The organism is Sporosarcina sp. FSL W7-1283, from assembly GCF_038003105.1.
Taxonomy (GTDB): domain Bacteria; phylum Bacillota; class Bacilli; order Bacillales_A; family Planococcaceae; genus Sporosarcina; species Sporosarcina newyorkensis.
In genome coordinates, this window is record NZ_JBBOOL010000001.1 from 607256 (window position 1) to 620474 (window position 13219).

General features: G+C 45.3%; 14 protein-coding genes. 13 read left to right on the forward strand and 1 reads right to left on the reverse strand.

Features of this window, described 5'->3' with window-relative positions; translation table 11 throughout:
• Nucleotides 1-12 precede the first annotated feature (12 nt).
• Complete coding sequence (locus MKY93_RS02895; protein ID WP_009766231.1) at nucleotides 13-528, reverse strand: DUF2529 family protein; 516 nt, start codon at nucleotides 526-528, stop codon at nucleotides 13-15.
• Between the two features lie 270 nt (nucleotides 529-798).
• Here MKY93_RS02895 and MKY93_RS02900 point away from each other — a divergent pair, with 270 nt between their 5' ends.
• The 13 genes from MKY93_RS02900 to MKY93_RS02960 all read left to right on the forward strand — a co-directional run bounded on the left by MKY93_RS02900 (nucleotide 799) and on the right by MKY93_RS02960 (nucleotide 13219).
• The gene (locus tag MKY93_RS02900; protein WP_040758514.1) at nucleotides 799-1167 is read left to right on the forward strand and encodes a response regulator; all 369 of its coding nucleotides are present in this window, start codon (nucleotides 799-801) and stop codon (nucleotides 1165-1167) included.
• A 95-nt stretch (nucleotides 1168-1262) separates the two neighbouring features.
• Complete coding sequence (locus MKY93_RS02905) at nucleotides 1263-2120, forward strand: class II fructose-bisphosphate aldolase (protein WP_078817380.1); 858 nt, start codon at nucleotides 1263-1265, stop codon at nucleotides 2118-2120.
• Between the two features lie 99 nt (nucleotides 2121-2219).
• On the forward strand, nucleotides 2220-2867 hold the full coding sequence (gene fsa, locus MKY93_RS02910) for a fructose-6-phosphate aldolase (RefSeq protein WP_009766228.1): 648 nt from the start codon (nucleotides 2220-2222) through the stop codon (nucleotides 2865-2867).
• A 267-nt stretch (nucleotides 2868-3134) separates the two neighbouring features.
• Entirely contained in the window at nucleotides 3135-4412 is a 1278-nt protein-coding gene (locus tag MKY93_RS02915) for a UDP-N-acetylglucosamine 1-carboxyvinyltransferase (RefSeq protein WP_009766227.1), read from the forward strand.
• Between the two features lie 141 nt (nucleotides 4413-4553).
• Entirely contained in the window at nucleotides 4554-5519 is a 966-nt protein-coding gene (gene glpX / locus MKY93_RS02920; protein ID WP_009766226.1) for a class II fructose-bisphosphatase, read from the forward strand.
• Between the two features lie 263 nt (nucleotides 5520-5782).
• On the forward strand, nucleotides 5783-7066 hold the full coding sequence (gene rho, locus MKY93_RS02925; protein ID WP_009766225.1) for a transcription termination factor Rho: 1284 nt from the start codon (nucleotides 5783-5785) through the stop codon (nucleotides 7064-7066).
• An 839-nt stretch (nucleotides 7067-7905) separates the two neighbouring features.
• On the forward strand, nucleotides 7906-8121 hold the full coding sequence (rpmE, locus tag MKY93_RS02930; protein WP_009766224.1) for a 50S ribosomal protein L31: 216 nt from the start codon (nucleotides 7906-7908) through the stop codon (nucleotides 8119-8121).
• A gap of 210 nt (nucleotides 8122-8331) precedes the next feature.
• Nucleotides 8332-8928, forward strand: coding sequence for a thymidine kinase (locus MKY93_RS02935; RefSeq protein WP_009766223.1), 597 nt, complete (start codon nucleotides 8332-8334; stop codon nucleotides 8926-8928).
• Between the two features lie 89 nt (nucleotides 8929-9017).
• Nucleotides 9018-10094, forward strand: a complete 1077-nt coding sequence (gene prfA / locus MKY93_RS02940) for a peptide chain release factor 1 (protein ID WP_221835147.1) — start codon at nucleotides 9018-9020, stop codon at nucleotides 10092-10094.
• Nucleotides 10087-10938 (forward strand): peptide chain release factor N(5)-glutamine methyltransferase, encoded by an 852-nt coding sequence (gene prmC, locus MKY93_RS02945; protein WP_078817023.1) that lies wholly within the window; start codon nucleotides 10087-10089, stop codon nucleotides 10936-10938. The genes prfA and prmC overlap by 8 nt, the downstream gene beginning before the upstream one ends.
• Before the next feature lie 46 nt (nucleotides 10939-10984).
• Nucleotides 10985-11551 carry a stage II sporulation protein R gene (locus MKY93_RS02950; RefSeq protein ID WP_176132499.1) on the forward strand — a complete coding sequence of 189 codons (567 nt, stop codon included), beginning with the start codon at nucleotides 10985-10987 and terminating at the stop codon, nucleotides 11549-11551.
• A 60-nt stretch (nucleotides 11552-11611) separates the two neighbouring features.
• Nucleotides 11612-12643, forward strand: coding sequence for an L-threonylcarbamoyladenylate synthase (locus MKY93_RS02955; protein WP_078817025.1), 1032 nt, complete (start codon nucleotides 11612-11614; stop codon nucleotides 12641-12643).
• 72 nt (nucleotides 12644-12715) lie between these two features.
• On the forward strand, nucleotides 12716-13219 hold the full coding sequence (locus tag MKY93_RS02960) for a manganese efflux pump (protein WP_078817026.1): 504 nt from the start codon (nucleotides 12716-12718) through the stop codon (nucleotides 13217-13219).

Here is a 13219-nt window from a genome sequence, read left to right on the forward strand (position 1 = left end):
CATTTATTTAACTTATTCATCATCCAATAATTCATCCAGCGACAGTTTTACAGCTTCATAAATGAAGAGAGCAGCGAGTGCGTGTGGCTCGACAATGCGTTCACCTGTTGGTCCGGGAAGAAGTCCTTTTTTCAAGCCGGTGGATATGTACGTTAAAGCAAGATCGGCAAGTTCATTGGAGTCCTCTGCTGAATCGGCTGCCAATACAGCGAATGGAATGAATTGATCCGCCAGTTGTTTTGCCAATTGAACGGCTGCAGGATGATCTGCCTTTCTAACAATCAGCCAAACGCGATCGGCTGTAGTAAGGGAAATATCGCCAGTATAGCGAACAGCCTGCCGCAATGGTTCCGCACCGTGTAAAGCGGTAGCTGTAACAGCTTCCATCTCATCAAAAGCAGCAAGGATGATCCGTCCTTCACCTACTAGTGCCTGTGCAAGCAGCCGAGCTGTTTCCTCGATTGCCTCCTCCTGAGATCCTGAGATCCGCTCTAAAAGTCCTCTGATCTGTGTCGTTAATATTTTCAATTGTATCCCTCCAAAGATTTAGTATATTAGACAAGAGTTAGAAGTGCAAAAACAGATTGCTGAAAAAAGAAGGAAAACTTTGGATTGTTGCGAATAATATACAATAGAGAAGTATAGACAAACTTTAGATATGAAATTTCCTTGAACGCTTTAATAGATTAAAGCGTTGGAACTCGAAAAGGTAATTTCATCCTCTCAGCAAATCGGTTACACTGTATGTACTGTTGCAAAATCTTGTTGCTAATGAAATAAATAAAGAAGGTGAATGGATTGAAGCAAATATTGATAATTGATGACCAGCCAGGCATTCGGTTGCTGTTGGAAGAAATATTCAGACAAGCAGGTCTCGGAACGACATTAGCTTCAAATGGAAAAGAAGCCTTGGATAAATTAGAATACCTGCAACCAGACTGTATCTTGCTGGACATGAAAATGCCTGGCATGAACGGTGTTGAAGTTCTGCGCGAAATTAGAAAGCGAACTCCAAATGCTCTTGTCATGATGATGACAGCTTACAGTGAAATTGAGTTGACAGAAGAAGCTGGGAGACTCGGCATTGACAATCATTTCACCAAGCCGTTTGATATATTTGAAGTACGGGACACGGTCTTAAAAAGGTTGCAAACACAGGACGCATGACAGTAGTAATAATGAAGTGGATTTGGTATGCTAGAGAGCAGAAAGTATAATGAAAACAGACAGAAACCCGTAGACAACTCAAGGAGGAATTTTGCATGCCACTCGTCTCGATGAAAGAAATGATGATTCAAGGAAAAAAGCAAGGATACGCAATCGGTCAATTCAACTTAAATAATTTAGAATATACACAAGCGATTTTGCAGGCTGCTGAAGAGGAAAAATCGCCAGTCATTTTAGGAGTTTCCGAAGGTGCGGCTCGTTATATGGGCGGCTTCAAAACCGTTGTTATGATGGTTAAAGGACTAATGGAAGATTACGGTACAACTGTGCCTGTTGCCATTCATTTAGACCACGGTTCCAGCTTCGAAAAATGTAAAGAAGCGATTGAAGCCGGGTTCACATCCGTCATGATCGATGCATCTTCTAAACCACTCGCGGAAAACATCGAAATCACGAAGCAGGTAGTGGACTTCGCAAAACAGCATAACGTATCCGTAGAAGCTGAACTTGGAGTCGTTGGTGGACAGGAAGACGACATCATTGCAGACGGCGTGATCTACGCAGATCCTGCTGAGTGTAAAGAATTGGTGGAAAAGACAGGTATCGATTGCTTAGCTCCAGCGCTTGGTTCAGTACACGGACCATATAAAGGGGAGCCGAACTTAGGTTTCAAAGAAATGGAAGAGATCTCAAGCCAAAGCGATCTGCCACTCGTATTGCATGGCGGCACAGGGATTCCGTTAAAGGATATCCAACGTGCGATTTCATTGGGCACATCTAAAATTAACGTCAACACTGAAAATCAGATTCAAGGCACGAAAGCAGTGCGTGAAACACTTGGAGCAGATACTGAAGTGTATGATCCACGTAAATATCTTGGCCCAATGCGCGAAGCAATCAAACAAACTGTCATCGGCAAGATGCGTGAATTTGGCAGTTCTCAGCAAGCGTAAATCAGGAATAACCGGATAGAAAAAAGGAGGAGCAAATTATGTCTCCTTCTTTTATATTTGAATTAAGACAAAAAACAAACTAGCAGGGGGATCATTCACTTGAAATTTTTCATAGATACCGCAAACTTTGATGAAATTAAAGAAGCACACAGCTGGGGCATTGTTTCCGGCGTGACGACCAACCCTTCACTTGTAGCAAAAGAAAATATTTCATTTCACGATCGCTTAAAAGAAATTACGGCTCTCGTACCAGGATCTGTCAGCGCGGAAGTCATTTCGCTCGACGCGGAAGGTATGATTGAAGAAGGACGTAAACTTGCAAGCATCGCAAAAAATATTACCGTGAAACTACCGATGACGCCTGAAGGATTGAAAGCTTGTTCAGTGTTCGCAGCGGAAGGCATTCAAACGAATGTCACGCTCGTCTTCAGTGCCAATCAAGCATTGCTTGCAGCGCGTGCAGGCGCAACATACGTCTCGCCTTTTATTGGGCGCTTGGATGATATTGGTCAAAACGGGGTCGAATTAATCGAAACCATCTCTGACATTTTCACAATCCACGATCTAGATACACAAATCATTGCAGCTTCAATCAGACACCCTCAGCATATTACCGCCGCCGCATTAGCAGGAGCTCATATCGCGACGACACCATTCAACGTGTTGAAGAGTTTATTCGCACATCCGTTAACAGCTAAAGGAATCGATCAATTTTTGAAAGACTGGGAAACTAGAACGAATAAGTGACGAAATCAATCATGCCGCGGTGTGATTGCGTCTGGATTTTGAATCGAGGCCTGCATGATGCAGGTCATGCAGTCTTTGCTGTACAATGTGGAGCAAAGACTGCGTTCCTATTTTATACTCCTTACAAAATCCATGACATCCGCCGGAGGCTTTTATTTGGATTCAGCGGGCCTTAGAACACCCGCTGAACTGAAAAAAACATTTGCATTCTTACCGCCACATATAGAAGTGTGGTAGACTGCTGAATTCAAATAAAAGGAGATCGAAATGGACGTTTACAAAATTAAAGGCGGAAATCGGCTTCAGGGGAAGGTGAGAGTAAGCGGTGCGAAAAACAGTGCGGTTGCTCTTATTCCCGCAGCCATTCTTGCTGACTCACCTGTAACGATTGCAGGTCTTCCGGAGATTTCAGATGTTATGACATTGCAAAAACTAGTGGAAGAGATTGGTGGAAATGTAGAAATAGAAGAAGGCAAGATGACGATCGATCCTTCAGAAATCGTTTCCATGCCACTTCCGAATGGCAACGTGAAAAAGCTTCGCGCTTCTTCTTACATGATGGGCGCGCTGCTCGGCAAGTTCAAGCATGCGGTGATTGGCTTGCCTGGAGGTTGTCACTTAGGACCTCGGCCGATTGACCAGCATATCAAAGGTTTTGAAGCACTTGGAGCAAAAGTCACGAATGAACATGGTGCCATTTATTTGCGGGCAGATGAATTGCGCGGTGCCAAAATTTATTTGGACGTAGTCAGTGTCGGTGCCACCATTAATATTATGTTGGCCGCTGTCATGGCAAAAGGAAAAACAGTTATCGAAAATGCTGCGAAAGAGCCTGAAATCATTGATGTAGCGACATTATTATCGAATATGGGCGCGAATATCAAAGGGGCCGGTACGAACGTCATTCGGATTGAAGGTGTGGAAAAACTTCATGGCACTAAGCACACAATCATCCCGGATCGGATCGAAACGGGTACTTATATGATTATGGCAGCGGCAATCGGAGACGGCATCACGATCGACAACGTCATACCGCTGCATGTTGAAGCAGTCACCGCCAAGCTTCGTGAAATGGGCGTCAAAGTAGAAGTCGGAGAAGAACAAATCTACATTCCGAAGACAGAGAAATTCGAGGCGGTTGACGTCAAAACACTCGTCTATCCAGGGTTTCCTACAGATCTCCAACAGCCGTTCTGTGTGCTATCAACACAAGCGGAAGGTTCATCAATCCTGACTGACACTATCTATCCGGCAAGGTTCAAACAAATAGATGAACTTCGCCGAATGAACGCAGATGGAAGAGTGGAAGGTCGCTCGGCAATTATTACCGGACCGACAGCAATGCAGGCTGCTACAGTACGCGCAACGGATCTGCGGGCTGGTGCAGCATTGATAATTGCGGGATTGATCGCCAGCGGAGAAACAGAAATCCAGGGAATTGAACATATCGAACGCGGCTATAGCCAAATTATTCCGAAGCTAAAAATGCTCGGTGCTGATATCAACAAAGTAGAAGGACTCAAAACAGCTTCTATTTCTGAGTGACGACAATTATCGATTTCGTGTATAATAGACTGCAACGACACATCCAGAGTAAAGTCATTTAAGTAATGATGGATGCGGACGTAGGCAAATGAAGGTAAAACGCGTCGAGCGCCTTACCGCAAACAGGAGGAACAAAACAGTATGGAACGTAGTTTATCGATGGAACTAGTACGTGTTACAGAAGCGGCAGCCGTTGCGGCAGCTCGCTGGATGGGACGCGGTTTGAAGAATGAAGCGGATGATGCAGCAACAGAAGCCATGCGGACGGTTTTCGACACAATTCCGATGGAAGGTGTTGTCGTTATTGGTGAAGGCGAAATGGATGAAGCGCCAATGCTCTATATCGGTGAAGAACTAGGAACGGGCCATGGACCGGCAGTGGATGTTGCGGTCGATCCTGTAGAAGGTACGAATATTGTCGCTGCTGGTGGCTGGAATGCGCTTGCGGTACTTGCTGTTGCAGATAAAGGAAACCTTTTGAATGCACCTGATATGTATATGGATAAAATTGCGGTGGGTCCGGAAGCAGTTGGCAAAATCGATATTGACGCGTCCGTTACAGATAACTTGAAAGCTGTAGCAAAAGCGAAAAATAAATCTGTTTCCGATATCGTTGCTTCTGTCTTAAATCGTGAACGTCATAAAGATATTATCGAAGAAATTCGCCAAGCTGGCGCGCGTATCAAGTTGATTGAAGACGGCGATGTAGCAGGCGCTTTGAATACGGCTTTTGACGATACAGGCGTTGATATTTTATTCGGAAGAGGCGGGGCTCCTGAAGGTGTCATCGCAGCAGTCGGCTTAAAATGCTTAGGTGGAGAAATCCAAGGGCGTCTTGTTCCTTCCAATGACGAAGAAAGAGAACGTTGCATCAAGATGGGCATCGATGTAGATAAAGTCCTAAAAATGGATGACTTGGTTAAAGGAGACGACTGTATTTTCGCAGCGACTGGAGTAACAGACGGCGAATTGCTTGGCGGTGTACAGTTTAAAGGGACATACAGCCGAACACATTCGATTGTCATGCGCTCTAAATCAGGTACAATCCGCTTTGTCGAAGGTCGCCACAGCATGAAGAAAAAACCACTTCTCGTTATGCAAGACTAACTCCCTCATTACCCGGCGTCACAGCCGGGTCACTTTTTCCTGAAACTATAAAACCATAATGCACGTAATGAATTATGCCTTGGCATAATGGCGTTCGAATACTCTCTGAACAATAACGAACTCGCATTCATTTCACTATCTATTGAGATGGGAGTTTTCTGCTTAATTCAGATAAAAGGAAAGGAAGCGCACTAAGTATCTTCCTTTCTATTTCTCGCGTCGAAATTTTCTTATACTATAAATGAAGAGTGGTGTACGCATAGATGACAATGATTACCCTTGCAGACCTAGAGAATATGACGCTGAAAGAGCTATATGCACTAGCGAAGGAGTTTAAAATCACGAACTATGGCAAGCTGACAAAGAAAGAATTAATTTTCGCTATTTTGAAATCTCGTGCCGAGCAAGAAGGCTTCTTTTTCATGGAAGGTGTATTGGAGATTATCCAATCAGAAGGATACGGTTTCTTACGACCGATCAACTATTCTTCGAGCTCAGAGGATATATACATATCTGCCTCCCAAATCCGTCGCTTTGATTTGCGTAACGGCGATAAAGTAACAGGGAAAGTCCGTCCGCCAAAAGAGAATGAGCGATACTATGGCTTGCTGCAGGTTGAAGCAGTCAATGGACAAAATCCCGAAGTGGCACGTGAACGTGTTCATTTCCCAGCATTGACCCCATTGTATCCAGAACGCCAAATTCAATTAGAAACGACACAAAGTCGTATATCTACACGTATCATGGACCTCGTATCACCTGTAGGATTCGGCCAACGTGGATTGATCGTCGCACCGCCGAAAGCAGGGAAGACGATGCTGTTGAAAGAAATCGCCAACGCCATCACGACGAATCATCCGGAAGCTGAACTAATCGTCTTGCTGATCGATGAACGCCCTGAGGAAGTAACCGATATTGAGCGTTCTGTCAAAGCAGATGTTGTCAGCTCTACATTTGATGAAGTACCGGAAAACCATGTCAAAGTAGCTGAACTCGTATTGGAACGTGCAATGCGCTTAGTTGAACATAAACGTGATGTCATCATTTTAATGGACTCCATAACCCGACTGGCTCGTGCATTTAACTTAGTGATCCCGCCGAGCGGACGTACATTGTCCGGAGGGATTGATCCGGCCGCATTCCACCGTCCAAAACGATTCTTCGGTGCAGCACGTAACTTGGAAGAAGGCGGAAGCCTAACAATCCTGGCAACGGCCCTCATCGAAACGGGCTCCCGCATGGACGAAGTTATCTATGAAGAATTTAAAGGAACGGGCAACATGGAGCTTCATCTAGACCGAAGCCTGGCTGAACGCAGAATCTTCCCGGCACTCGACATCCGCCGTTCCGGAACACGGAAAGAGGAGCTGCTCATTCCGAAAGAAAAGTTAGAAAAACTATGGGCTATCCGAAAAACCTTCTCCGACGCTCCGGACTTTGCCGAACGTTTCCTGAAAAAACTTCGTCAATCCGAAAACAACGAAGAATTTTTTGAGAAATTAAATGAAGAAATGAAAGCCCATCGTAAGGGTAAGGGATTGATTTAAGTTAGCGAAGAGTGGTGATAGGAGGTGTGGTCCGTGGATTTGCGCTCTCAGTGGAGGCGAAGTAGTATGTACTCCGGGATTTACGCTCCAGACGGTACGCTTTCCGGAGGGCGTGGCTTGAGCCGCTTCCTTCGCTTCGCTCAGTCCAGGGTCTCAAGGCGCACGCTGATCCTCCCGGAGTCGACCGTCTTCCGCTCCAATCCATAGTTAGTGTGTAGAGACACATAGCAAGCTCCTTGTAGTTGTTTAGATCTGAGAAGAGTTCACACACTCAGAGTACAAAACTGGCATCTTTCATTGACTTAGTTTAAGGTCGTAAGTGATTTTTTGGACAATTAGCCTGCGGGCAATATTTTTTAGTATTAACTTTTAAACTTTGAGCATTATTGTAAGGAAGCATCACTTTATTGCTAATAAATTACAATGAACTAGCCATTATACTTCCCATCAAAAAGTAGGGATTGGAGCGGCGGGTGGCGACTCCGGCGGGATTAGCGCGACAGGTGAGACCCCACAGGAGCGAAGCGACGAGGAGGCTCACCGCGCGCCCCGCGGAAAGCGTCCACCCAGAGCGCAAATCCCGGACATTCACTGATTAATCTTTTATTTTTAAGCATTTATTGGCGCCCTAAAGCCCAATAAAAACCCAAATCAAACAGTTGCGCCGAACACTCGATTTTGCTATACTGTTCAAGTACGGTATTCACCGTGCACTGCATATGCGGCTGACATATACGGGCCGTGTACGGCATCGATCCGTTTTATTGGCAATCGGTCAATAAAACACCCTATAATTCATACTCTGTTCCAGATGGTTCAGGGCGAGAGGAGAGAGACCGATGAAAGCAGGAATTCATCCAGATTACAAACTTGCAAAAGTTGCTTGCTCATGTGGCAATACATTCGAAACAGGTTCTGTAAAAGAGGATATTCGAGTAGAAGTTTGCTCAGAATGTCACCCATTCTACACTGGACGCCAAAAGTTTGCTGCAGCGGACGGCCGTGTCGACCGTTTCAACAAAAAATACGGCATCAAGTCAGAAGGACAAGAGTAATCAAATGCCAGATACCCGTCAGGTGCAGTCGTGCCAGACGGGTATTTTTATAAGTAAAAGCAGAGAACGATCATAAACAGTGGGTAAGCGCTCATAACCCAGGAAAACGCGCTCAAAAGCAAGACCGGTGCGCTTGTAACTTGTGCTTACACGCTCATAACCCTAGCCAAAACACACCATACATAGCACGACACTGAAAGGAGATTGACCATGTACGTTTCAATGCAAGGCGGCTGGATGGAAGTCATCTGCGGCAGTATGTTTTCAGGTAAATCGGAGGAGCTCATTCGCCGGATTCGCCGGGCGGAATTCGCTAAACAGAAAATAGCGGTATTCAAGCCGGCAATCGATGATCGATACAGCGAGGAAGCTGTTGTCAGCCATGACGGCACATCAATGATCGCCAATCCGATAGCGAGAGCCAATGAAATTCCGAATCTCGTCACAGATGATTTCGATGTGGTCGCCATTGACGAAGCACAATTTTTTGATGAAGAAATTCTAGACGTCGCGATCAGTTTAGCCGATCGCGGTTTTCGCGTCATCATCGCCGGGCTCGACCAAGACTTCAGGGGCGAACCGTTCGGGCCAATGCCACGATTGATGGCAGTAGCAGAACTCGTCACAAAACTTCAGGCGGTCTGCACCGTTTGTGGATCTCCGTCAAGTCGGACGCAACGATTGATCGATGGAAATCCTGCCCGATACGATGATCCGATCATTCTCGTTGGCGCGTCGGAAGCCTACGAACCGCGATGCCGCCAACACCATGAAGTCCCAGTCGGTCAAGCGGAGCGCGCAAAATAAAGATAATTCACCGTCTATCCATATGCACGAAAGGATAGGCGGTTCTGCTATATCCTGAAAACCCATACTACAGAAGAGGTGAACGCATTATGTTCGACAGACTGCAAGCAGTAGAAGACCGATATGATCGACTCAATGAACTTCTGAGTGATCCAGAAATTGTGAATGACTTGGAAAAACTTCGAAACTACTCCAAAGAACAGTCCGATTTGCAGGAAACCGTTGAAGTGTACCGAGAATATAAAGAAGTCCAAGCACAATACAAAAATGCGAAAGATATGCTCGAAGAACCACTCGATGACGAAATGAAAGAACTTGTCAAAATGGAAATCGATGAACTGGAAGACCGAATCGAGCCGCTCGAGGAACAGTTGAAGATTTTGCTCGTTCCGAAAGATCCCAATGACAATAAAAGTGTCATTATGGAAATCCGAGGTGCGGCAGGCGGAGATGAAGCCGCTCTATTCGCAGGCAGCCTATACCGTATGTATACTCGCTTTGCTGAGATGAATCACTGGAAAGTGGAAGTGATCGACTCGTCACCAACAGAGCTTGGCGGCTTCAAGGAAATCATTTTCATGATTGACGGCAACGGTGCCTATTCAAAACTGAAGTACGAAAATGGAGCACACCGCGTACAGCGTGTACCGGAAACCGAATCAGGCGGTCGAATTCATACATCCACCGCCACGGTCGCTTGTTTGCCGGAAGCGGAAGAAGTAGAGATCGAAATCCATGACAAAGATGTCCGTACCGATACATTCGCTTCATCTGGACCCGGTGGACAGTCCGTCAACACGACAATGTCTGCAGTCCGGCTTACGCATTTGCCAACAGGCATCACGGTGTCATGTCAGGATGAAAAATCTCAAATTAAAAACAAAGAAAAAGCGATGAAAGTATTGCGTGCACGTGTCTACGATAAATTTATGCAAGAAGCGCGTGCAGAATACGATGAGAAACGTAAATCGGCGGTCGGATCAGGAGATCGCTCAGAGCGTATCCGGACATATAATTTCCCTCAAAACCGAATAACTGATCACCGAATCGGTTTGACGATCCAAAAGCTTGATCAGATCATCGAAGGGAAATTGGATGAAGTGATCGATGCGTTAATAATTGAAGAACAAGCACACCGCTTGGAAAGTTTGGATCAAAATGACTGAAACTATTCTAGAATCTGTACAGCGTGCGAAGCAACTATTGAATGCGAAAGAGCTGGATGTGAATGCAGCTGAGTTGGCGATGCAAGCTGTAACAGGCAAAAGTCGGGCGGGTTATTTTGCCGCACTCCGTGATCAATTACCGGAAGAATCTCGCTCGCTATTTTGGGAGTATATTGAAGAGCTTTTAACAGGCAAACCAATTCAATATATTCTTGAAGAAGAATCATTTTATGGCTATTCCTTCGAAGTGAATGAACGTGTCCTGATCCCTCGGCCTGAAACAGAAGAATTGGTATTCTATGCATTGAGTCGTGCAAGACGGCTGTTTGGAGACAAGGTGATTCAATTTGCAGATATCGGGACAGGAAGTGGGGCGATTGCTGTCGCGTTCAAAAAAGAACGACCCAATGCACAAGTGACCGCGACGGATGTTAGTGAAGAAGCGTTGCAAGTAGCCAAACGTAATGCGCAGCGCAATGACGTAGAAATAACGTTTCGGCAAGGTGACATGGAGGAGCCGCTCATGGGACAAACATGGGATGTCATTCTTTCCAACCCTCCTTATATCGCAGAACATGAAAAAAGCGATATGTCGGCGACGGTATTTGACTTCGAACCGTCTTCCGCTTTATTTGCCGAAGAGGATGGACTGTACTTTTATCGAAGACTAGCAGAACGGTTAGCTCCTTTGATGAATAAACGGGCGCTGATCGGATTTGAAATCGGTTATCAACAAGGTGAAATTGTGCAGCAATTCCTACAGAAAGCCTTCCCTGAAGCCAATGTAGACATCGTGCAAGATATTAATAAAAAAGATCGAATGATATTTTGTGAGATTCAGTGAATAAAACATCTTCCTTCGGGTCATGATAGATTCAGGAGGGGATGACATGTTACAAGATTACACGATTAAAAAACAACCGACAAAAACTTCAAAATTAATTGCTTCTATAGAATTTATACTCGTGCTGTTAGCGATTCAAGGGGTACTGTTATTATTCAATCAAGAGGTACCAACAAGTGAAGTAGCTCAATTTCGTATTCTAGCAAACTCAAATACCGCTGAGGATCAACGGATAAAACAAGAAGTACAGAAAAAGATTGCACCACTACTCGATCAGGCGATCAGTCAGTCAACGACGCAACAACAGTTGCATGACAGGCTTCAACATTTGGAACCTACGATCGAACAACTTGCTGGAGAATATGCAAATGGTTCAGCTGTAACATTTGAACACAAAGCTGCACTTATTCCGCCGAAGAGAATTGGTTTTGCGATTCAGCAGCAGGACGTTTATGATGCCTATATTTTGAAAATCGGCAAAGGAAAAGGGGATAATTGGTGGTGTGCACTATTCCCCAAAGTCTGTTATCCAGAGGAAGCGACAGTAACTGAAACAGAAGAAGAGCCTGTTAAGTTCTTCGTCTGGGAGTGGATAAAATCATGGTTTTCGTAAAACTATTCACAGATTTTGTGGATAAATTGAATGAAATGTGTATAAGAGGGGGTTGGACAGATGGAAACAATACTAAACTCAGTGGATAACCTCGTGGATAACGAAAAAACATATGAACAAGCTGTGGATATCCTGAAATCAGGAGGTCTTGTTGCATTCCCTACTGAAACAGTATATGGATTGGGAGCTGTTGCTACGGACGAACAAGCTGTGCGGAAAATCTTTGAGGCGAAGGGAAGACCTGCCGATAATCCGCTCATCGTACATATCGGAAGAAAGTCAGACATGGAGCGCTTTGTTGCGGAAGTGCCTGAAGTAGCAGAACAATTAATAAAAGCTTTCTGGCCTGGTCCGCTGACATTGGTAATGGAGAAGAAGCCGGGAGTCATCGCGGAAACCGTCACGGCAGGCATGGCGACAGTGGCGATTCGTATGCCGGATCATCCTGTGGCACTGCAATTATTGAAAAAACTTGGACTTCCACTCGCTGCACCGAGTGCGAACCGCAGCGGTAAACCTAGCCCGACAGAGGCGGAGCACGTATACCACGATTTATTTGGTAGGATTCCACTCATCTTAGACGGTGGTGCGACAGGTATTGGTGTAGAATCCACAGTACTGGACGTCACCGTCACACCACCCGTCATTTTGCGTCCGGGCGGCATCGTCAAAGAACAACTGGAAGCTTTGATCGGAACAGTTCATTTGGCGTCAAAATCAGAAGATGAAACAGAAACACCGCGCGCTCCTGGAATGAAATATACCCATTATGCACCGGAAGCGCCTTTATACGTCATCGAATCGGACGCTTCAAAATTAGAGGATGCACTCGACAGTATTCATCGTCAAGGTAAACGGGCTGCCGTCATCGGGCCAGACGAGTTGCACACGGCAAAAGCGGATTGGTACTTTACAACGGGTGCACTCGACAGCAGTGAAGCAATGGCTGCGCATCTGTACAAGGCGATTCGTCAATGTGACAACACCGAAGCAGACATCATCTTGGCGATCGAAACCGACCAAGCTGGTATAGGGGCAGCTGTCATGAATCGATTGGATAAAGCCTCCGACGGCAAACGATATTTCGAATAAAACAAAAGACGAATAGCCCCCTGAAGCAGACGCATAAGATGGATAGATGCGAACTGTAAGGGGGCTTACTCATTGATTGAAATCATAGCGGCCGTCGTTACGACGATCGATATCCTCATCGTCTACACAATTCTTCAATTGCGGCGCGGAAGATTCATGATCGCGCTATGGACTACCTTTTTGAATATGCTATTGCCGCTAGTCGGGTTTTATATGGGCGAGTGGACTGTCCACTTCTTTGCAGGATGGGGTCCCCTACTTTCGGGTGTCCTAATTGGACTAGTCGGTCTCCATATGTTACTTGATGACGGAGAACAGCCTTCAGTAATGGATAAAATCTCGCCTTTTTTCTTGGCATTGCTCGTCAGTATCGATGCCTTCACTGTCAGTGTGACATTTGGCATGATGCAATTGAATAAGTGGCTATTCATTTTTGTGTCAGGTTTCTTTTCATTCGTCTTTTCTATTGTCGCATTGTTATCCACAGGGCGTATTAAATTGATCAATGGAACCTATATTAGACGCATTACTGGAATTGTTTTCATTATTATAGGTGTAATGTCCTTTATCTTTTAA